At 70.6% G+C, this 20,668-nt stretch carries 14 protein-coding genes and 2 pseudogenes; 6 read left to right on the top strand and 10 right to left on the bottom strand.

Annotated elements, in window-relative coordinates; genetic code table 11:
- Window positions 1-122 precede the first annotated feature (122 nt).
- From OG966_RS04670 to OG966_RS04650, 5 genes are all read right to left on the bottom strand, one after another.
- Window positions 123-1,775: a carboxylesterase/lipase family protein gene (locus OG966_RS04670; RefSeq protein ID WP_326648097.1), complete on the bottom strand. Its 1,653-nt coding sequence runs from the start codon at window positions 1,773-1,775 to the stop codon at window positions 123-125.
- Between the two features lie 561 nt (window positions 1,776-2,336).
- Window positions 2,337-3,995: a solute symporter family protein gene (locus tag OG966_RS04665; protein ID WP_326648096.1), complete on the bottom strand. Its 1,659-nt coding sequence runs from the start codon at window positions 3,993-3,995 to the stop codon at window positions 2,337-2,339.
- The gene (locus OG966_RS04660) at window positions 3,992-4,402 is read right to left on the bottom strand and encodes a DUF485 domain-containing protein (RefSeq protein ID WP_326648095.1); all 411 of its coding nucleotides are present in this window, start codon (window positions 4,400-4,402) and stop codon (window positions 3,992-3,994) included. The genes OG966_RS04665 and OG966_RS04660 overlap by 4 nt, the downstream gene beginning before the upstream one ends.
- Window positions 4,399-4,737, bottom strand: coding sequence for a hypothetical protein (locus OG966_RS04655; protein ID WP_326648094.1), 339 nt, complete (start codon window positions 4,735-4,737; stop codon window positions 4,399-4,401). Before OG966_RS04655 ends, OG966_RS04660 begins: the two co-directional genes overlap by 4 nt.
- Before the next feature lie 54 nt (window positions 4,738-4,791).
- Complete coding sequence (locus OG966_RS04650; RefSeq protein WP_326648093.1) at window positions 4,792-6,453, bottom strand: long-chain fatty acid--CoA ligase; 1,662 nt, start codon at window positions 6,451-6,453, stop codon at window positions 4,792-4,794.
- Window positions 6,454-6,741: 288 nt separating this feature from the next.
- Between OG966_RS04650 and OG966_RS04645 the strand changes: the two genes are divergently transcribed.
- Window positions 6,742-7,887 (top strand): GAF domain-containing sensor histidine kinase, encoded by a 1,146-nt coding sequence (locus OG966_RS04645; protein WP_326648092.1) that lies wholly within the window; start codon window positions 6,742-6,744, stop codon window positions 7,885-7,887.
- Window positions 7,884-8,516 (top strand): response regulator transcription factor, encoded by a 633-nt coding sequence (locus OG966_RS04640; protein ID WP_326648091.1) that lies wholly within the window; start codon window positions 7,884-7,886, stop codon window positions 8,514-8,516. The genes OG966_RS04645 and OG966_RS04640 overlap by 4 nt, the downstream gene beginning before the upstream one ends.
- A gap of 90 nt (window positions 8,517-8,606) precedes the next feature.
- Here OG966_RS04640 and OG966_RS04635 read toward each other — a convergent pair whose 3' ends face one another.
- Window positions 8,607-9,161, bottom strand: coding sequence for a hypothetical protein (locus OG966_RS04635; RefSeq protein WP_326648090.1), 555 nt, complete (start codon window positions 9,159-9,161; stop codon window positions 8,607-8,609).
- Window positions 9,162-9,513: 352 nt separating this feature from the next.
- Window positions 9,514-10,803: pseudogene (locus OG966_RS04630) on the bottom strand (short-chain fatty acyl-CoA regulator family protein); the annotation flags it as partial.
- On the opposite strand from OG966_RS04630, the pseudogene OG966_RS04625 reads away from it, so the two are divergent.
- Both OG966_RS04625 and OG966_RS04620 read left to right on the top strand, forming a co-directional pair.
- A pseudogene (locus OG966_RS04625) lies at window positions 10,803-11,819 on the top strand (malate synthase); the annotation flags it as partial. The pseudogenes OG966_RS04630 and OG966_RS04625 overlap by 1 nt on opposite strands.
- Complete coding sequence (locus OG966_RS04620; RefSeq protein WP_326648089.1) at window positions 11,816-12,685, top strand: 3-hydroxybutyryl-CoA dehydrogenase; 870 nt, start codon at window positions 11,816-11,818, stop codon at window positions 12,683-12,685. The pseudogene OG966_RS04625 and the gene OG966_RS04620, both read left to right, overlap by 4 nt.
- Before the next feature lie 101 nt (window positions 12,686-12,786).
- On the opposite strand, the gene OG966_RS04615 is transcribed toward OG966_RS04620, so the two are convergent.
- Window positions 12,787-13,203, bottom strand: coding sequence for an ATP-binding protein (locus OG966_RS04615; protein ID WP_326648088.1), 417 nt, complete (start codon window positions 13,201-13,203; stop codon window positions 12,787-12,789).
- A 174-nt stretch (window positions 13,204-13,377) separates the two neighbouring features.
- On the opposite strand from OG966_RS04615, the gene OG966_RS04610 reads away from it, so the two are divergent.
- Window positions 13,378-14,145 carry an IclR family transcriptional regulator gene (locus tag OG966_RS04610; protein ID WP_326648087.1) on the top strand — a complete coding sequence of 256 codons (768 nt, stop codon included), beginning with the start codon at window positions 13,378-13,380 and terminating at the stop codon, window positions 14,143-14,145.
- 43 nt (window positions 14,146-14,188) lie between these two features.
- The gene (gene glpK, locus OG966_RS04605; protein ID WP_326648086.1) at window positions 14,189-15,703 is read left to right on the top strand and encodes a glycerol kinase GlpK; all 1,515 of its coding nucleotides are present in this window, start codon (window positions 14,189-14,191) and stop codon (window positions 15,701-15,703) included.
- 276 nt (window positions 15,704-15,979) lie between these two features.
- Here glpK and OG966_RS04600 read toward each other — a convergent pair whose 3' ends face one another.
- Window positions 15,980-18,853, bottom strand: coding sequence for a condensation domain-containing protein (locus OG966_RS04600; RefSeq protein WP_326648084.1), 2,874 nt, complete (start codon window positions 18,851-18,853; stop codon window positions 15,980-15,982).
- Window positions 18,843-20,654 carry a non-ribosomal peptide synthetase gene (locus OG966_RS04595; RefSeq protein ID WP_326648083.1) on the bottom strand — a complete coding sequence of 604 codons (1,812 nt, stop codon included), beginning with the start codon at window positions 20,652-20,654 and terminating at the stop codon, window positions 18,843-18,845. The genes OG966_RS04600 and OG966_RS04595 overlap by 11 nt, the downstream gene beginning before the upstream one ends.
- Window positions 20,655-20,668 lie beyond the last annotated feature (14 nt).

Here is a 20,668-nt window from a genome sequence, read left to right as displayed (position 1 = left end):
CGAGGAGGGGGCGAGGATCCTGCAGGACCCGGGGCGGCTCCCCGCGGTACAGGGCGGAGGCCGCCCAAGAGGTCCCACCCCGTGCGACGGAGGCGGACCTGCCGCGCACAGCGTGGGCACCGTCAGGAGGTGGCGTCCGGCTGCCAGAACGCGCAGTGGTGGTCGGCCGCGAAACCAGTGGTGGGAGCGGTGCGGTCCGGAGCCAGAACCTGGATGCGGTCACGGTCGGCGGCGTATCGCGGCCAAATGGGGGCGCCGGGCCCGTTGGGGTTGCCGGTGGCGACGAAGCGGGCCCAGTATCCGGTCATCGTGACGGACAGCCGCCGCTGTGCCGCAGTGGTGAGTGGCAGGGCGTCCATCGGGAACAGATAGGCCAGTTCCGACGCGTGGAAGGCGCCTTGCGGGCTGTGCGGGGCCGGGATGAACGGTGGGGCCTGGGGATCGTTGAACTCATAGGCGTAGACGGGGACCCGGCCGCTGTACAGGCGGCCGTCGGCACGCGCCGGGCAGGCGAACCGCTGGTCGGTGCCGACGGCGGAATAGGCCAGGTTCGGGGAGGGGTAGGCGGACGCCGGATACGTGTCGAGAACGGCGGCGGCCCGGTCCGGTTGCTGCAGCCTGATCAAGGCGGCATAGGTCTGGGGCGTGAGTGGCCCGCCGCCGAGCAGGTCCACGTTGAGCGCCGTGAAGTACCGGTACTCGTCATGGGTGCTGCCGTTCAGCGTCGGGACCGCGTTCACCCGGTCTTCGGCCCACGCCCTGTGCGGCGGGATCGGAAGGATGGACGGTCCGGTGTTCGGCGTCCACAGGGAAGTCGCCCCCGGGGCGCCGCGGATGAGCGCCCCGGTCGGTACGGCGCGCAGACACGCCGGTACGCGGGACGGGTCGGTGCAGCCGACCGACGCCGCGAAGCTCTGTCCCCTCCTCTCGGCGGCGGCCAGGGGGAGCGGGTTGAGAGCGTCGGCGGAAGCGCAGTTGCCGCTCTGCTGGACGGCCTGGTGGAACAGACCCCGCGCGGTCGGCGAGGCGATGTGGAGGCAGGTGTCCAGGGACCCGGCGGACTGGCCGCCGAGCGTGACCCTGGTCCGGTCACCGCCGAACGCACCGATGTTGCGCTGTACCCAGCGCAGCGCGGCCTGCTGGTCCATCAGCCCGTAGTCTCCGGAGGCTTGGTGGGTGCTCTCGGCCGACAGGGCGGGGTGTGCGAGGAAACCCAGAGCTCCGAGACGGTAGTTGACGGTTACGACGACCAGACCCCGCGCGGCAAGCGCCGCTCCGTTGTAGTCGCTCCCGGCGCCGTAGGAGTTGCCGCCGCCGTGCAGCCACACCAGCACCGGCAGTGTCCTGCCGCCGGTACGGGGTGGGGTCCATACATTCAGGTACAGGCAGTCCTCCGACGTACTGCCGGTGCGGTTGGAGTCACCCGGAAGGACCGGCCCCCCGTCAGGGAGCAGTGTCAGCGGCAACTGGGGGCAGGGACTGGCCGGTTCGGTGGCGTCCCGCACGCCGGACCATGGCTCGGGGGGCCGGGGCGAGCGCCAGCGTAAGTCCCCCGTGGGGGAGGCGGCGAAGGGAATGCCCTGGAAGACGCGGCTGCCTTCGGGCCGGACAGCGCCTCGGACCATGCCATGCGCGGTACGTACGACCAGCGGGTCGTGGCCGGAGTCGGAGGAGGCTGCCGGAGGCGCGCCGACCGACAGCAGCAGTGCGGCGACGGTCGTCGCGACGGCGGTCACGGCTCGGGTAACGGGACGTCGTACGCTGCGGAATCTCATCGGTCTCCTCTGTTGGGTTCCGTCCGCTTCTGCGAAGGAAGGCAGAGCGGTGGACGTCCGGCTGCCGACGCCGCGTGGACCTGCGGTGAGTCGGCGAGAGGGAAGGGCGGACGAACGCGACCACCAGTCCGCTCGTGTCGGGCCGGCGTGCCTGTCGACGCCGTCCGGCCGGGAACGGACTCGCTCTTTCGGTGCCAACTGCGTTGCTCTGTAGTGAGCGTTCCATTCAGAGGTGATGCTGTCCATACAACCGACGAGGAAGCGACGGGACGAAGCTTGAAAAGCCCCCTCGCCGAGCCATGCGGTACTTGAGCCGGACGGTCGGCTCATGACCGGCACAACGCGGCCGGCAGGAGAGGACGGGCGCCGGTGGAGAGGACGGGCGGTGACGATGACGGGGGTGCCCGGGACACGCCCGGGCACCCCATGTACCGCCGCCGCCGACCAATGGAGAGCGCCCCCTCCCGGCGTCTTGCGCACCGCTGCCGGACTGCGCGCAACCGCCTCGTCGCCGGAACGCAGACCCGGCGTCCGTGCGGGAGTTCTGGGCTCAGGCGCCTCTCAGCGGGAGCCCCATCGGGGTGCCGCATCCGGCCGGTCGGGCGGCGCTCCGGCAGCCGGCTCGTATTCCGGGACGGCGCCGGCTCCCGCGAGGATGCGGACCTCGGCCTCGGTGAACTCCGCCCCGTCCACCTCCCTCGGGTCGAGGAGCGACCCCAGCGAGCCGAGCAGGAAGCCGAGAGGGATCGAGACCACTGCGGGATTGCTGAGGGGGAAGAACGCGAAGTCCGCCTCCGGCAACAGCGCGGTCGGACCTCCCGACACGGCGGGGGAAAGCAGCACCAGCCCCACCGACGCGACGAGCCCCCCGTAGATGCTCCAGAGCGCTCCTCTCGTCGTGAAGCCCTTCCAGTACATGCTGTAGAGGAGCGCGGGCAGGATCGCGGACCCCGCGACGGCGAAGGCGAGACCCACCATGAACGAGATGTTCAGGCCCTGGGCGTACATGGACAGCACTGTCCCGACGAGTCCGATGAGCAGCACCGAGCCCTTGGCGACCAGGAGTTCACTCTTCTCCGACGCCTCGCCATTCCTGAACCCGACTTGGTAGAGGTCGTGTGCCAGCGCGGTTGAGGCAGCCAGGACAAGCCCGGCGACCACGGCCAGGACCGTGGTGAAAGCGACACAGGAGACGAGTGTGACGAGGAACGCGCCCCCCAGGAACTCGGCCAGCAGCAGAGTGGCCGAATTGCCCGAGGCGCTGTCTGCCGTGATGGTGCCCCTGCCCAGCAGCGCCACGGCACCGAATCCCATCACCCCGGCCAGGAGACAGAACGCGAGCGTCAGGTAGGTCGCCCACTGGACCGATCCGCGGGCCGCGCGCGCGGTGGGCACGGCGCCGAGCCGCATGAGGAGATGCGGCAGTCCAGCTGCTCCCAGCAGAACCGCCAACTGCAGGCTCAGCGAGTCGAGTTTGCTGACCCTGTCGTCGCCGTAGCGCACACCGGGCTGGAGGAAGGCATCCCCCAGGCCGCTGCTGCCCGCCGCCCGGTTCAGCAGACCCGCGGGATTCCAGCTGAATTTCGACATGACCAGGAGAGCCAGAATGGTGCCCCCGCCCAGCAGGATGACGGCCTTCACCAACTGGATCACGGTGGCCGCCCGCATCCCGCCGATCACCACGTAGATGATCATCAGCATTCCGAGCGAGGCGACCATCACCTGTCGCGCGCCCTGTCCCTCCAGGCCCAGGATGGGCGCGGCCAATGCCCCGGCGCCGACCAGCTGAGCGACGAGGTACACCAGGCAGATGACGAGCGTGGCGACCCCCGCGGCCCGGTGAACGGGCCGCGGGCGCAGGCGCCGTGCGAGGCTGTCGCCGATGGTGAACCGCCCAGTGCTGTGATACGGCTCGGCGACCAGCAGGAGCATCACGACCCAGGCGACGATCGGTCCCAGCAGGTAGGGGATGCCGTCGTACCCCGTCAGCGCGATCACGCCCGGGGAGCCGAGCAGGGTCGCGGCCGACATGTAGTCACCGAACAGGGCGATGCCGTTCCGAGCCGGGGTCAGTCGGCCGTCGCTGATGTAGAAGTCGCCCGGCGTGACCCGGTCCGTCGTGACCCAGATGGCCAGCAACAGCGTGCTGGCGACGAAGACGGCGAAGACGACGAACACGGGGAACGCGTCCGAGGCGGCGAGTGGCAGAGCTGTGGTCACCGCGCGTTGTCTCTCTTCTCGAAGCGGGCCCTCAGACGCCTGCCGTCAGGGTCGAGGAAGGTCCTGGCGTGACGCGTGTACCACCAGACGGCCAGGACGGTGGTGACGCACTGGATCAGGCTGAGGATGAGACCGGTGTTCAGCGGTCCGGCTACCTGCACGGCCATGAAGCCCCGCGCCTCGCCGGCCAGCAGCGCGTTGAGCACGTACAGCGCGACGACAGCCCCCGCGACGGCGAAGACCGGGCGCCGGCGTGCCGCCCGCAGTCGCTGCAGGCCCTGGTCGGTCTGGAGCTGCTCGAAGACGGACATCACCGGTTTCCGCGGCGGGCCCGCTTCCCAGAGCGGATCCGGCTCGTGGGGCGCACCCGGTTCCCACGGCGGCGGCGGTGGGAACGAGGGGATCACGACGCCCCTCCCGGCGACGTGGCGCGGCGGTCGGCGGCGGGCCGGCCCGTGGCCCGGTGCGCCACGCCGGTCCGGTCGCGGGCCAGGTCTTCCGCCATGAGAAGGGCCCACCTCCGACGCGCCTCGCTCATGCCGCCGCCTCCTGCTGCCGCCCGGCGCAGGGCTTCGGCGTACCGGCGACCGAGCACGCCCGGCTCGTCCAGTTCCGGGACGGTCTCGGCGATGGCCTGGCGCAGTTCGGTGTTGGAGTACAAGGACTCATGGTCGAGTCGGCTGAGATACAGGGCCGGCACCGGATACGGATCCTGTTCGGGATGCAGGGGAATGCGGCTCATTGCGTGTCCTGGATCGGTCAGGGGACGGATGGTCCGTGACTGGGGGAGAAGGGGCTATGTGATGACGTCCACCTCCAGCTCCCCGTCCGCGTACTGCTTGCGCACCGTCTTCTTGTCGAACTTGCCGACAGATGTCTTGGGCACCTCCTCGACCAGCGTCCAGCGCTCCGGGAGCTGCCATGCGGCGACCTTTCCGGCGAGGAAGCCCCGCAACTCCCCATAGGTGGCCGTGCTGCCGGGCCGGAGTACCACCGCGGCCAGGGGGCGCTCACCCCACTTGTCGTCCGGGACGGAGACGACGCACGCCTCGGCCACGCCCGGGTGCGCCATGAGGTGGTTCTCCAGTTCGACGGACGAGATCCACTCCCCACCGGACTTGATCACGTCCTTGACACGGTCGGTGAGTGTGAGGAAGCCGTCGGCGGCGATCGTGCCCACATCACCGGTGCGCAGCCAGCCGTCGTGGAACTTCTCCGGGTCGTCGTCGAGGTAGTACGAGCCGGTGATCCACGGGCCGCGCACTTCCAGCTCGCCGACGCTGCGGCCGTCGCAGGGCAGGACCGTCCCGTCGTGGCCGATGAGCCGGGCCTCCACCGGCGCCGGGAAGCGGCCCTGGGTGAGCCGGTAGCGCCAGGCGTCCTCGCCCTCCGCGCCTTCGGGTATGCGGGCCAGGGCGCCCAGTGGCGACACCTCGGTCATGCCCCAGGCGTGCAGCAGCTGGATGCCGAGCTCGTCCTCGTAGGTTCGCATCAGGGACGGCGGGCAGGAGGAGCCGCCCACGACGGCCTCCTGGAGGGAGGAGATGTCGGCCTCCGGGTGTTGGGCGACATGGTTGGCCAGGCCCTGCCACACCGTGGGCACACCCGCTCCCTTGTTGGGGCGGGAGGCGGCGATGAACTCCGCGAGGGGCGCGGGGGCCAGGAATCTGTCCGGCATGGCGAGCGAGGCGCCGGTCAGGAAAGCCGCGTACGGCAGGCCCCAGGCCTGGGCGTGGAACTGCGGGACGATGGCGAGCAGGCGGTCGCGGGAGGAGATGCCCATGAGGTCCGGCAGGCTGATGCCCAGCGAGTGGAGGTACAGCGAACGGTGGCTGTACACCACGCCCTTGGGATTACCCGTGGTGCCGGACGTGTAGCACATGCCTGCCGCCTGGTTCTCGTCCAGGTCCGGCCAGTCGTACGTCTCGGACCGCTTCTCCAGCAGTCGGCCGTAGTCGTGCACGGCAGCCGGACCGTCGGGCAGGACCGACGACTTGGCCTCGCCGTTGATGACGACATGCCGCACGGTGCGCATGTCGGGCAGCAGTTCGGCGAAGACCGGCAGGAGGGAGTCATCGACGATGACCACCGTGTCCTCGGCGTGGTTGGCGATGTAGGTGAGCTGTTCCGGGAAAAGGCGGATGTTCAGGGGGTGGATCACAGCGCCCATGGCGGGTACGGCGAGGTATGCCTCCAGGTGCTCCTGGTTGTTCCACATGAACGTGGCCACCCGGTCGCCCGGCTGTACGCCGAGGCCGGCCAGCGCGTGGGCCAGCCTGGCGGCGTTGCGGCCGACCTGGGCGTAGGTGGCGGTCCTGGTGCCGTTGTTGGCGGTGGCCGTGGTCACTTCACTGCGGCCGTGCAGGTTCATGCCGTTCTCCAGCAGCCTGCGGACGAGCAGCGGCACGTCCTGCATGGTGCTGGGGAGGGCGGGACGGCGGGACATTTCCGTGGTCATCCCCGGCCTCGGTTCCCCGTGACGGGTCGCAGGGGGGCGAGGACGGCCCCGCCGTAGCGCACTTTGAGATTGCGTACCTGGAGCATCGACCCTCCGTCGCTTCCATCGCCTGCGGTGGCGATGGGCGAGAGCTTGGGTTTCGCCGGGGAGGGCGGGTAGCTCCAGGGGGAGGTGTGACTTCAGAGGTCTCCATTCGGAGATGGACTCATCGGCCGGCACAGTTCACCATGTGTGCAGCGGAGCACGAGCGCGTTGGACACGGTCCCGCAGGGCGTGAGGCGACTTACCATGACAGACGAGGCAGGCAAGGGGCGGGAGCGGCCCTTGCCGAGCGCTCTGTTCGAGCTCACCGAGGGATACAGCCAGATGCTCGGCCTGCTCGACCAGTCCATCGCCATGCACCGGGTCGTGGACGATGTGCCCGAGCTCAGCGGGGTCGATGTTGCCTGGGTGGGCGAACCGGACGGCGAGGACCGGATCGTGCTCGGACACACGGTGAACACACGGACCCCCGCCGTGAACGGTTTGGTCGTACCCTCCGGATGCGGTCTCGGCGGGCAGGTCATGCTCCGGCGCCGCCCCCTGTGGGTCAGTGACTACCGCAGCTCCGACGCCATCACCCATCACTTCAAGGCCCAGGCCGAGACGGAGGGCCTGGGCGCGATGATCGCTGTGCCCGTGATGCACGAAGGCCGGCTGTTCGGTGTCCTCTACGGCTCCAACCGGGAGACCGCCCCGTTCAGCGACCGGACGACCCAGGCCCTGGAGCAGGCGGCGAGCCAGGCCGCGGCCGCCGCCGTCGTCGCGGAGCGGGCCCGCCATGCGGCAGAGGTCGCCGTACACGAGGAACGACGTCGGCTCGCGCTGGAACTCCACGACACCATGGGGGCCATGCTGTTCTCCCTGGGGGCGGGTATCCGCACCCTGGCCGACGAGCTGTCGGCCGAGCACAGCGTGCAGGCACGGCTCAGTGACCTGGAGGAGCAGGCCGTTCAGGCCGCCGCCGCGCTGCGCGTATCCCTCTATGCGCTGAACGCGCCGCCGGAGCAGGTCGCCCTGGGAGTCGCGCTGCGCGGCGACTGCCGGGCTTTCCAGGAGCGCACCGGGGTCATCGCCCGCCTCATCATCGTCACCGAGGTGCCGGTTCTTGGGCCGGCCCCGGTCAAGGCACTGACCAACGCGATACGGGAGGCGCTGCTGAATGTCGAGAAGCATGCGCGGGCCCGTTCCGTGGTGGTCAGCGTCTTCACCCTGTCCGGGGGAGTCTGCGTGACCATCGCGGATGACGGAGTCGGCCTGCCGCCGAAGGGCAGGCACTCCCACGGCCTCGGCCTGTCCGCCATGTCCGAGCGCCTGGAACGGGTGGGCGGCAAGGTCCACGTCTTCCGCAACGAGGACGGCGGCGTCACCGTCCAGGCATGGGTGCCGGCGTGAACGAAACGACCGTACATGTGCTTGTGGTGGATGATCACCCCATTGTCCGCGACGGCGTCGCGCTGGCGCTGGGCAACGCCTCCTGGATCACCGTGGCGGGATACGCGAGCTCCGGCAGGGAAGCGGTCGTTGAGGCGGAACGCCTGAAGCCGGATGTCGTGCTGCTCGATCTGCGCCTGCCCGACATGCTCGCCCCCGAGGTCATCCGGGCGCTGCGGACCCATGTCCCCGGTGTCAAGGTGGTGATCTTCACGGCTTACCCGGAGCACGCGGCTCTGGAGGAGGCGCTCGGCGCCGGAGCGCACGCCGTGGTCGTCAAGGACGCCGAGCGATCGGATCTGGTGGACATCGTCCGCCGGGTCAACGCCGGGGAACGAGTGGTTCGAACCAGCCCGGACCATCTCCTCAATGTGCTGCTGGCCAGGAGGCTCAAAGAGAGCGGGCTGACCCGCCGCGAGTACGAGATCCTGCGCAGGGTGGCGATGGGCGAGACGAACCCGGAGATCGCAGGCGTTCTGGGGCTGACGAGGAACACGGTCAAGACCTACCTCCAGCGGACGCTGGAGAAGCTGGGCGCTCGCAACCGCGTTGAGGCGCTGGCCCGCGCCAGCGAGCGAGGGATTCTCTAAGTCGCGCGCACCGCCTCATGGCCGAGGTGGCGGTGAGAGAAGACGTGGCGGTGAGAGAAGACGTGGCGGTAGGAGAAGGGGTCCCGGCAGCTACTTCGTGCAGTCCTGTCGCGTTCCCGCGTTTACCGGCCCCGGCGAGCAGGAGTTCGGCTCGGGCCCCTTCCTCGCCCGAGCCCGGTCGCGGGACCACACGCCCGCACCTACCAGCACGGCTGCCCCAATTCCGTACACGGGCAGCCACAGGGTCGTCGTGGCTGCCAGGCAGTCGGCAACGGCCTTACGGCTCTGGGACTCCTGTGCGTGCGCGATGACAGCGCCGTCGCGACCGGTCACGTTCGCCATCGCTGCCCTCGACCGGATGGCCTCGTACCTGCCCATCTCATCGCACTCGCTACGAGTGCCCGACATCGGAAACAGCCAGGCCCAGCGCTGCAGCATGGGGGCCAGCGCGATCGCTACGCACAGGCCGACGATCAGCGAATACGCGACCAGACCGCGCATGTATGCGGATCGGATGTCGAGCGTCCATGCCGGCCGTCGGTGGAAGGCGAAGATCACAGCAAGAAGGGTCATCCCGATGAATGTGGCGAACCACTGCCAGGAGCCCTGCGCGAATGCGATCGTCAGCACAGCGGCGAGTCCCATGCCGATGACCCCGGCCTGACCGGCAGCGCCATCGCCTTCTCCGATGGATGCCGACCTTCGGGTTCCTCGAGGGCTGGGGTCGTTCACGGGCCTCTCCTGCAGGGTTGGAGTCATCAGCATCCGCCGCGTGGCGCCGCGGGCCCTGGTGCCATGCCGGACGGGTTCGGTACCCCGCTCGGATGGGGGAGGCGCAAGCCGAGCGACGACCCCCGGTTCCGGCGTAGGCGCCGGAAGCTCCGCCCGATTCCAACTAGCCTGTGTACAGGGGCAGTTGACCAGTCCGTTCCGGTTGAGGGAACGGGGGGCCCGGCGACTGCGTGCTTCCGGGGAATGACCGGGCGGACCACCGGACTTATCGGTCCGGCCCGTCTGCGACCGGATAGGGCACGAAGGTGCTGCTGTTCTCGTCGATGGTGAGCGGTCGGCCAAGCGGCGGCACGGCGCGTTGCGGGCAGTCGAGGCGTTCGCAGATCCGGCAGCCCATGCCGATGGGAGTGGCTGCGGCGGTGTTGTCGAGGTCGAGTCCGTCGGAGTAGACGAGCCGGGAGGCGTGGCGGACCTCGCAGCCGAGGCCGATGGCGAATGTCTTGCCGGGCTCGCCCCAGCCGCCGCGGTGGCGGGTGAGGGCACGGGCGGTCCATAGGTAGCGCTGTCCGTCGGGCATCGAGGCGATCTGCACATGAATGCGCCCCGGCGCGGCGAATGCCTCGTACACGTTCCACAGGGGGCAGGTGCCGCCGGCGCGGGAGAAGTGGAAGCCGGTGGCGGACTGGCGCTTGGACATGTTGCCGGCGCGGTCGACTCGTACGAAGGAGAACGGCACGCCGCGCAGGCGTGGCCGCTGGAGGGTGCTGAGGCGATGGCAGACGGTCTCGTAGCCGAGGCCGAAGCGGTCGGTGAGCCGTTCGATGTCGTAGCGGACCTCCTCGGCGGCGGTGTGGAATGCGCTGTACGGGAGGATCAGCGCGGCGGCGAAGTAGTTGGCGATGCCGATCCGGGCGAGTGACCAGGTGGCGGAGACTTCCTCGTAGTCCTCCGACGCGAGCGCGGACAGCTCGTCGCCGAACTCGAGCAGGGCGAGCTGGGTGGCCATGCGGAACGCCTGCTGGCCGGGGCGCAGTCGGTTGGACAGATGCAGTACCCGGGCGGCGGGGTCGAAATGATGCAGCCGGTCGGAATCCGTGGCCAAACGCACTCCGTGCCGCTCGACGAGCCGCGCGGAGAGCGCCTGCACCACCTCACCGGGGCGGACGCCGACACCACGGGCCAGTTCCTCGGCGGCGAGATCGGTGTCATGGAGGTAGTTCTGCCGCCGGTAGAAGAACTCGCGGATCTCCTCGTGCGGGGAGCGCGGCAGGGCCGGGTCCTCATTGCCGCGACCGTCGGCCGCTTCGGCCAGCCGCTCGGCCAGGGCGTGGCTGCGCCGGCCGAGATCGAGGAGGACCGAGGCCACGGCCGGCATACGGGATGCCAGTTCGGCGAGATCGGACGGCGACACCCGGGCAGTGGTCACCTCGTTCGCGAGCACTTCTCGGAGGTCGGCCACGAGTCTGCTGGTGTCACGTTCCGAGAAGAACCCCGGGTCGACACCGAACGCCTCGGTCAGCCTCAGCAGAACCGGCACGGTGAGGGGCCGGGAGTCTGTACTTCTTCCACTGCGCGCAGCGGCAGATCGACGCCGGCCACGGCCCGTACTTCTACCTGCCCAAGCTGGAGAACCACTACGAAGCCCGCCTGTGGAACGATGTCTTCGTCCTCGCGCAGGACCTGGTCGGCATCCCCCGCGGCACCGTCCGCGCCACCGTCCTCATCGGGACGATCACCGCCGCGTTCGAGATGGAAGAGATCCTCCACGAGCTTCGCGAACACAGCGCCGGGCTCAACGCGGGGCGCTGGGACTACCTGTTCAGCCTGATCAAGAACCTCGGCCACCGCCCGGACTTCGTCCTCCCGGACCGGGCGAAGGTCACCATGACCGCCCCCTTCATGCGCGCCTACACCGAACTCCTCGTACGCACCTGCCACAAGCGCGGCGCCCACGCCATCGGCGGCATGCCCGCCCACGTCCCCAGCCGCGACGCACAAGCCAACGAGGCGGCCCTCGCCAAGGTCCGGCTCGACAAGGAACGCGAGGCCGAGGACGGCTTCGACGGCTCCTGGGTCGCCCACCCCGGACTCGTCCCCGTCTGCCGTGATGTCTTCGACAGCGTGCTGGGTGACCGGCCCCACCAGATCGAGCGCACCCGCGACGACGTTCACGTCACCGCTGCGGACCTCGTCGCCGTCCGCCGCACCGCCGGCCCGCCCACCCCCGAGGGAGTCCGTGCCAACATCGCCGTCGCCATCCGCTATTTCGACGCCTGGCTGCGCGGCAGCGGAGCCGTCGCCCTGTACGGGCTGATGGAGGACGCCGCCACCGCGGAGATCGCCCGCTGCCAGATCTGGCAGTGGATACGTCACGGCCTCGTCGAGCGCGACACCGTGGTGGAGCTGCTGGAGGACGAGATCGCCGCCCTCGGGGCGGAGTACCCGTGGGCCCGCGCGGACGAAGTCCGCGCCATCTTCGAACGCACCGCCCTGGCCCGGGACTTGCCGGCATTCTTCACCGCCGACGCATACGCCAGGCACCTCGTCCGACGATCGGAAGTGCAGTCATGAACGGATCCCTGACAAGGGTCGGCGTGGTCGGCGGCGGCCAGATGGGGGCCGGGATCGCCGAGGTCTGCGCCCGCGCCGGGCTCGACACGGTGGTCTGCGAGGCAGATGCCACAGCGGCCCGCGAGGCCCGGGAGCGTGTGGCAATGTCCCTCGAACGTGCCGTCCAGCGCGGCAAGCTGGACCGTGTCTCCGCCGAAGACGCTCTGGCCCGCCTCGTGTTCAGCGGCAGCCTCGACGACCTGGCCGACCGGCAGCTCGTCGTCGAAGCCGTGGTCGAGAACGCCGATGCGAAGACCGAGGTCTTCGCCGCCCTCGACAAGATCGTCGAGGATCCGGAGGCGATTCTGGCCACCAACACCTCTTCCATCCCGGTCATGCGCCTGGGCATGGCCACGCACCGCGCCGACCGCGTCCTGGGACTGCACTTCTTCAACCCGGTACCCGTCCTGCCGCTGGTGGAGGTCGTGGCATCTCTGCACACCGCGCCCGAGGCGGTGACGGCAGTCGAGGAGTTCGCGACCGGCACCCTGGGCAAGACGGTGGTCCGCTCCCAGGACCGGGCCGGCTTCGTCGTCAACGCCCTGCTCATCCCGTACCTCCTCGCTGCGGTCCGGATGGCCGAGTCCGGCTTCGCCACCGCCGCCGACGTGGACGCCGGGATGGAGCTGGGATGCGCCCATCCGATGGGGCCGCTCAAACTGGCGGACCTGATCGGCCTGGACACTGTCGCGGCCATCGCGGAGTCGCTGTACGACGAGTTCAAGGAACCCCTCTACGCCCCGCCACCGCTGCTCCAGCGGATGGTCGAGGCGGGGCTGCTCGGCCGCAAGTCGGGCCGGGGGTTCCATACCTACGACCGGGGCTGAGGGGCCCGGGTTCGCCGCGGGGCTGAGGGGCCCCCGGCTGCTGTGGAGCGGGGCGCGGAGCGTTTGACTGAGCTGCTCCGTGCCCTGTCCGGGCCAACTTCCTACACTGCGAGGAGATCCGCCCAGCGGGTGATCCCGCCGGTGTGAACGCGTATGCCATAGCGGGCCGACAGGGCCGCCACTATGGCGATTCCCCGGCCGTGCTCGTCCGGGGCGGCCGACTGGCTTGCCGGGAGCGCGCGTCCCGCGTCGGTGACTTCGATGCGGAGGGCTCTGCCTTCCTCGGCGCGGACCCACGACAACCGCAGCGTCGCCGGTGGCAGGGCGTGGACGAGCGCATTGGTCAGCAGCTCCGAGACCACCAGGAGCGCATCCATGGTGACGTCCGGGGAAAGGCCCCACTCCACGAGCACCGCGCGGATACGTCCGCGTACGACCGAGACGGCCCCCGGGGTATGCGGCACAGGACAGACATGATCGACTGCCTTGCGGGCCACTGTGCTGAGCTGAGCCGCCATGTGCCCTCCTCGGCGAGCGCTGCCGACGGGACGCCGACATCAACGCACGCTAGGGAGCGATTCGAGGCCGGTCAATGGACGGCGGTCGGCATTACCGAACGGAGTACCCGGATCCGGAAAAATCCCCTCATCATGTGCGCTGTAGACCGGTAAAGGCGGGCCTAGAATCGTTTTATGGCCGGTCCAGTCCAGTCCATCGAACGGGCGGCGGCAATACTGCGTCTGCTCGCCGGCGGTCCTCGTCGGCTCGGACTGGGCGAGGTGGCCGCGTCGCTCGGGCTGGCGAAGGGCACCGCCCACGGCATTCTGCGCACCTTGCAGCACGTGGATTTCGTGGAGCAGGACGCGGCGACGGGAAAGTACCAGCTCGGGGCGGCGCTGCTCCACCTCGGCACCAGTTACCTCGACGTCAACGAGCTGCGGTCGCGCTCCATCAACTGGGCGGACGCACTGGCCGCCCGCAGCGGGGAGGCGGTCCGCCTGGGCACCCCCCTTGAGGGCAAGGTGCTCATCGTCCACCACGTCTTCCGGCCGGACGACACGCTCCAGACCCTGGACGTGGGCTCGCTGTTGCCGTTGCACGCCTCCTCGATCGGCAAGGTCCTGCTGGCCTTCGGCACCGCGACCGTGGAGGTGGCGCTCGGTGCCGGGCTGGAGGCGTACACCCGGCACACCCTGGTCGTCCCGGAAGAGCTCACCCGAGCACTCGAGGACATCCGGGAGAACGGATGGGCCGCCGAGGTTCAGGAGATGAGCATGGGTGAGGCCGGCGTCGCCGCCCCCATCCGGGGGCACGGAGGCCTCGTGGTGGGCGCCATCGGCGTGTCCGGCCCGGTCGAGCGGATCTGTGATGCCAAGGGCGAGCCTCAGCCGGCCCTGATCACCCTGCTCCGTGAGGCCGCACGGGCGATCTCCAGAGACCTGGGGGCGGCCCGCTGGTAGCTCCACCACCGCATCCTCGACGCATCGGAAGGCGGTCCGGATCATGGTTGAACGGTATGTGATGTCCATTGACCAGGGCACCACCTCCACCCGTTGCATCCTGTTCGACCATCGTGGGCGGTTGATGTCGGTGGCCCAGCGCGAGCACGAGCAGTATTTCCCGAGGCCAGGCTGGGTCGAGCACGACGCCCTCGAGATCTGGCGCAATCTGCGGCGCGTCGTGCCCGAGGCACTGTCCGCCGTCGGCGCCGCCGTCGGCGAGGTCTCCGCTCTGGGCATCGCGAACCAGCGCGAGACGACGGTGCTCTGGGACCGGCGGACAGGCACTCCACTGGGGAGAGCGATCGTCTGGCAGGACACCCGCACCGCTCGGCTCGTCGAGGGCCTGAGAAACCACCCCGGCGACGACTTCTTCCTGGAACGCTGCTGCCTGCCCCCCTCGACCTATTTTTCCGCGCCACGGATCCGCTGGCTGTTCGACCACGTCGCGGGGCTGGAACAGCGAGCCCAGGACGGCGAGGTGCTGTTCGGCACGATGGAGAGCTGGCTGATCTGGAACCTCACCGGCGGCACGGCCGGCGGTCAGCACATCACCGACGCCACCAACGCCAGTCGCACGATGCTCATGAACATGCGCACGCTCACCTGGGACGAGGAACTGCTGGCGTTCTTCGGGGTCCCCCGCGCCATGTTGCCCGAGATCCGGTCCTCGGCGGAAAGCTATGGGGAGGACCGCTCGATCCTCCCGGGCATCCCCATCACGGCCGCGCTCGGCGATCAGCAGGCCGCACTCTTCGGGCAGACCTGCTTCTCCCCGGGCGAGGCGAAGTGCACCTACGGGACCGGCAGCTTCCTGTTGCTCAACACGGGTACCAACGTCGTACGGTCCCGGAACGGGCTCCTCACCACCGTTGCCTACAAGATCGCCGATCAGCCCCCGGTCTACGCGCTGGAAGGCCCGATCGCCGTCACAGGCTCGCTGGTCCAGTGGTTCCGTGACCGTCTGGGACTGATCAGCAGCGCGCCGGAGATCGAGACCCTCGCGCGCACCGTCGAGGACAACGGCGGCTGCTACATCGTCCCGGCGTTCTCCGGTCTCTTCGCACCCCACTGGCGCAGCGACGCACGCGGTGTCATCGTCGGCCTCACCTCGTACATCACCAAGGGGCACCTGGCCCGAGCCGTGCTGGAAGCCACCGGCTGGCAGACGCGTGAGGTCGTCGACGCCATGAACGCCGACTCCTCGCTGACTCTGAATGAGCTCAAGGTCGACGGCGGCATGACATCCGACAACCTGCTCATGCAGATCCTGGCCGACGTCCTCGATGTGCCCGTGGTGCGCCCGATGGTCGCCGAGACCGTCTCGCTGGGCGCCGCCTACGCCGCCGGGCTGGCCGTCGGCTACTGGTCGGACCTGGAAGTCCTGCGCCGCAACTGGCACCGGGCGGGCCAATGGCTGCCCGACATGGACTCCGCGCGGCGCGAATCGGAATACGAGAACTGGCAGCGGGCCGTCGAGCGATCGCTGGGGTGGATCCAACCGTCGGACCGTCCTTGATGCGCAGACCATTACGCATTGTGACCGGGGCTCAGTCGGGCAGCGACCCCTCTCCGACGGCTCGCGCGGAGCGCTGCTGGTGCCGCTGCCGGTGCCGGTGCCGGTGCCGGTGCCGACAGAGAGTCGGGCCGGCTCAGTGCCGCCCTACCCGCCTTGATGAGGCCCACTGGCGACGATGTGCCCTGCCGGTGGTCCGTGCCGTGTGCGCGTGGCGCGGACGCGATCAGCCCTCGGCCCGTGCCGAGGGCTGATCGCGTGGCCCGCTGTCCTGGGCGCTCAGGCCCGGGAGGGGTCGACCATCGCAGCTAGCACGGAGTGCCAGTCCTCCCCGGGCTGTTCGCGCAGCGCGGTGGCCAGCCGGTCCGCGTGGTAGTGCCAGGGGTGGTCGAGGTCCGGATGCGCCCGCTCGACGAGCTGGATCTCACTGTCGCTGCCGAGGAGCTTGCGCAGCTCGGCGGCGAGGTCCTGCCACGCGACGTGACCGCTCAGGGCGTTGGCCACGCCGTGGACGGCCGTGTCCAGGCAGGCGGTCACGGCGCGGGCCAGGGCAGCCGCGTGGACCCACGGGGCGCCGTACCAGTCGCGCCCGGCTGTGCCGGGCCGTGGGAGGGTGATCGGCTCTCCGGCGAGGGCAGCCTGGTAGAGCATCCCGGTCGCGCCCCAGCGCAACTGGTCGCGCAGCCGGTCGTGCGGACCCCACACGAGGGGCGAGCGTACGGCGCTGGCCCCGCCCCTGCCGCCGGTGCCGGCCGCCCGCATCAGCATGTGTTCGCAGTCGAGCTTCGCCTGTCCGTACGCGCTCAACGGCTGTCGGGAAGCCGACTCCTCGGCCACCGACTGCTCCGTGGGGCGTCCGTAGGCGTCCACGCTGCTGACAAAGACGAACGGGCCGCTGTGCCAGGCGCCGACCATCGCTTCCATCGCCGCCACGTCCACCTCGGGACGGGTGAAGGTGCAGGCTGCGTGAATCACCGCGTCCGCACTCTCCACGGCGGCGCGCAGGCCGTCCAGGTCGGTCAGATCACCCTCGACGACGTCCACACCGTCCCCGGCCACCAGGTGTGCCGACTCGGGGCGGGCCAGCGCGAGCACCGGCCTCCCCTGGGCGGCGAGTTCGCGCAGGATGAACGCTCCGACGCCGCCCGTGCCGCCGGTCACCAGCACGGTGCCCTCGCCTGCCCGCCGGGTACGTGACGCCGGCGGGGCCGTCGAGGCAGCCGCGGCCGCCCGTTCCGTCTCACGCGCGTCGAGCAGCGCGGCGAGTGCGCGCGGTGTCCGGTGCTGCATCACATCGAGACCGGTCAGCGGCAGCTTGAGCCCTGTGCGCAAGCGCTCGGCGAGCTGCACGGCGACCAGGGAGTGGCCACCGAGGACGAAGAAGTCGTCGTCCGGTGCGGGGGTTTTGCCCAGCAAAGCGGTGAACGCCGCCGTCACCGCGTGCGCACGGTCCCCGTGCAGGGCGGAGGCCGGTGCCGCGCCGGGCAGCCGGCCGGCGTCCAGTGAGCCGTCGGCGTTCCGCGGCATCGCGTCCAGCAGTGTCACCGCGGCCGGGACGAATGCCGGGGCGAGGGCGGACCGGAGGTGGTTCCGCAACTCGGCGGGTGAGGGGCCCCCGGTCTCCCGCAGGACGGCATAGGCGATCAGCGGTCCGGTCGCCGGCTGCGGCACTGCCGCATCGCTCACCTGCGGATGCATCCGCAGCCCGGTCTCGGCCGGATGACAGTGTTCGTCGGCCTGGACCGCCCATGGCCGCCGGCCGGGCAGCCGTGACAGTGTCAGTTCCGGGTCGACGGCGACCGCGGCCAGCAGGTCGGCGAAGGCATCTGCCAGCTGGTCTCCCGCTTCCGTCGCGAGGGCTGCCGGCCCGTACTGGACCAGGCAGGCGGGCTCGTCGGTGTCCATGAGGCCGAACGACAGGTCGAATTTGGCTTCGCCGAGGCCGACTTCGACGGGCTCGGCGACCGTGCCGGGCAGCGGGAGCGCCGTGGGCGCCCGCAGGACGTCCGCGGTGACCCGGACCAGCGGCGTGCCGTCGGCATCCCGCGCGGCGGCGCCGAGTCGCTCCAGGATCAGGTCGAAGGGAGCGTCCCGGTGCTCCTGGGCCTCCAGTAGCGCGTCCCGCACCCGGTCCACGAGGATCCCGAACTCCGGGTCGCCGGACAGGTCCACACGTACCGGAAGGGTATTGACGCACAGTCCGACGAGACCGCGCATGGCCGCCCCCTCGCGGTGGGTGGCGGCGCAGCCGATGACCAGGTCGTCCTCGCCGGTGAAGCGCTGCAACGCGGCGAAGGCGGCGGCGAGGGAAACCGTGAAGAGGGTGGCCCGGTGCTGCCTGCCCAGCTCGCGCAGTGCAGACAGCACCGAGGCGTCCAGCTTCGTGGTGCGGGCGACCGCCGGACGCGTGCCCAGGTCGGCGGAAGGGCGCGCGGGCCGGGGCAGCCGCAGTGGTACGGCTCCGGCGAGCCGGCGCGTCCAGTGAGCCAGTCCTTCATCGAGGCGGCCGGCCGCCGCGTGCTCGCGGCGCGCGTAGTCCGTGTACTGCGGCGGCTCCGGCCGTTCGTGAGGGCGTCCGTCCACGGCCGCTGCGTACAGCTGCGTCAGTTCGTCGGCGACGGTCTCCAGCGACCCGCCGTCGATGGTGATGTGGTGGAAGGTCAGCAGCACGGTGTGGTCTCGGGGGCCGTGCCGCAGCACCAGGGCGCGCGGCAGGGGACCCGCAGCCAGGTCGAACGGACGGCGTGCCTCCGCGGCGAGTGTCTGCAGACCGTCGCCGTCGGCCTCCACCACCGGCACGGCGATCGTGTCGGGCGCGGGGAGCGTCTCCTGGTACGGCTCGTCGCCGCTCCGGCCGTAACGGGTACGCAGGATGGCGTGGCGTCGTACGAGCGTGGTGAGTGCGACGGTGAGGGCGTCCACGTCGAGCGGCCCGTGCAGCCGGGTGGCGAAGGGCACGCTGTAGAGGGAGCCTCCCTGGCCGAGGTGGTCCATCAGCCACATCCGCCGCTGGGCGTGGGAGAGCGGGGCGGGCCCCTGGTCGTGGACGGCTGTGGGGACCGGGGCGGCCGGGCGGGTGCCGGCGCGGGCCCGGGCCCTGCGCAGCAGTTCCTCCTGCAGCGCGGCGGAGCTGGGGGTGCTGTCAGTGGGCATCTGTGTCCTCCGGCGCGTCGAGGTGGAGATCGTCGTGGTTGGCCAGCAGGGCGCGCTCGACGAGCTCGGCCTGTCCTGCCACCGTTGGGGCGGCGAAGAAGTCGGGCAGGGACAGCTCCACTCCGAGCTCCTCGCGCAGGTCGTCCGTGACGACCAGGGCGAGCAAGGAATGGCCGCCGTAGGCGAGGAAGTCGGCGTCCGGCCGGTTCACCTCGCTGCCCAGGCTGCGGCTCCACACCTCGGCGACGGCCTGCTGGAGCGGGGTCAGCGCCTGGGTGGCCTCTTCGGCGGTGGCGGTGCCGTGAAAAGCGGTGAGCGCGCGCCGGTCCACCTTGCCGGAGACCGTCAGGGGCAGCCGCTCGACGAGGGTCAGCTCGTCGGGGACCAGATGGGCGGGCAGCTGTTCGGCGAGCCGCGCTCTCAGCGTCTCGGCACGGGGTATAGGGCCGGGTGCGGCCACCACGAAGGCGGCCAGGCGGGCGTCGTCCGCTGCGGGCCGGCGCACGGTCACGGCGGCGTCGTCCACCTCCGCCTGCTCGCGCAGTATGTGCTCGACCTCGCCCGGCTCGATGCGGAATCCACGGACCTTGACCTGGTCGTCGACGCGGCCGTGAAAGTCCAGAACTCCGTCCGGGCGTACCGAGACCAGGTCGCCGGAGCGGTACAGCCGGCCCAGCGACGCATGGTCCACGAAGCGTTCGGCGGTCAGCTCCGGCCGTCCCGCGTATCCGCCTGCCAGACGGCTGCCGCCGATCCACAGTTCACCGTGTTCGCCAGGCGCGACGGGCTGCCCGGCGCCGTCCAGGACGTGTGTGACGGCACCGGCGATCGGGCGGCCGATCGGCACCGGGCCGTCGCAGTCCGCATCGGTGACCCGGTGGGCCGTGGCGAACGTCGTCGTCTCCGTCGGCCCGTATCCATTGACCAACTCGAGCCAGGGGAACGCGCGCAGTACCGCCCGGGCATGCTGGGCGGCCATCGCCTCGCCTCCCACCACCACTGTGCGGAGCACCGAGAACACCCGGGAGCGGCGGGCAGCCAGTTGGTGGAACAGCGCCGTGGTGAAGAACGCCACGGTCACGCCGTGCCGCTCCACCTGTCGGGCCAGATCCTCGAAGGAGGGCCGCTCGGCGGTGCACACCACCACGGCGGCTCCGTTGGCGAGGGCCGACCACACCTCGAAGGTCGAGGCGTCGAAGGTGGTCGGCGAGTGGAACAGCACCCGGTCGCGGGCGGTGACGGTGGCGTACTGCGGAGCGGTGACCAGCCGGGCGATGCCGCCGTGGGCCACCGTCACGCCCTTGGGGCGGCCGGTGGACCCCGAGGTGAACAGGACGAGCGCCGTCGCGTCGGGGCCGGGCCGGGCCGCGGGCAGCTCGGCGCCGGTCAGCAGTGGCTCGTCGTGCAGGGCCAGGGTGGCGCCTGTGACGGCCGCGGATTCGAGCAGCTTGCTGTCGCCGACGGTCAGTGTCGCCCCGGCGTTGGCGAGCATCGCTTCGGTACGCGGACCCGGGTGCGCCGGGTCGAGCGGCACGCACGCCGCGCCCGCCCACCACAGCGCGAGCTGTGCGACGACGGTGCGGGCCGAACGCGGCATCAGCAGTGCCACCCGGTCGCCGGGGCGGACGCCATGGTCGTGCAGGTGTGCGGCCAGAGCGCGGGCGGAGGCGACCAGCTGCTCGTACGTCAGCGTGGTGTCGCCGTCCATCACGGCCAGGGCCTGCGGGGTCTGCTCGGCGTGCCGCGCCACCAGGGCGGGCAGGCCGGCGGCGTACACGGACGGTGTGCGGTCAGCCGGCACTGGGCTTTCCTTCC

This window comes from Streptomyces sp. NBC_01750, assembly GCF_035918095.1.
Classification (GTDB): domain Bacteria; phylum Actinomycetota; class Actinomycetes; order Streptomycetales; family Streptomycetaceae; genus Streptomyces.
The sequence above is the reverse complement of the archived record's forward strand: the minus strand, read 5'-3'. Positions and strand labels throughout refer to the sequence as shown.

Bases quoted from the DNA above. Each gene is read 5' to 3' on its own strand.
- OG966_RS04600 (WP_326648084.1), bottom strand. From the start codon at position 18,853: ATGCCCACTGACAGCACCCCCAGCTCCGCCGCGCTGCAGGAGGAACTG.
- OG966_RS04610 (WP_326648087.1), top strand. From the start codon at position 13,378: ATGGCCGGTCCAGTCCAGTCCATCGAACGGGCGGCGGCAATACTGCGT.
- OG966_RS04655 (WP_326648094.1), bottom strand. From the start codon at position 4,737: ATGAGCCGCATTCCCCTGCATCCCGAACAGGATCCGTATCCGGTGCCG.
- OG966_RS04645 (WP_326648092.1), top strand. From the start codon at position 6,742: ATGACAGACGAGGCAGGCAAGGGGCGGGAGCGGCCCTTGCCGAGCGCT.
- OG966_RS04650 (WP_326648093.1), bottom strand. From the start codon at position 6,453: ATGACCACGGAAATGTCCCGCCGTCCCGCCCTCCCCAGCACCATGCAG.
- glpK (WP_326648086.1), top strand. From the start codon at position 14,189: ATGGTTGAACGGTATGTGATGTCCATTGACCAGGGCACCACCTCCACC.
- OG966_RS04635 (WP_326648090.1), bottom strand. From the start codon at position 9,161: ATGGGACTCGCCGCTGTGCTGACGATCGCATTCGCGCAGGGCTCCTGG.
- OG966_RS04615 (WP_326648088.1), bottom strand. From the start codon at position 13,203: ATGGCGGCTCAGCTCAGCACAGTGGCCCGCAAGGCAGTCGATCATGTC.
- OG966_RS04670 (WP_326648097.1), bottom strand. From the start codon at position 1,775: ATGAGATTCCGCAGCGTACGACGTCCCGTTACCCGAGCCGTGACCGCC.
- OG966_RS04620 (WP_326648089.1), top strand. From the start codon at position 11,816: ATGAACGGATCCCTGACAAGGGTCGGCGTGGTCGGCGGCGGCCAGATG.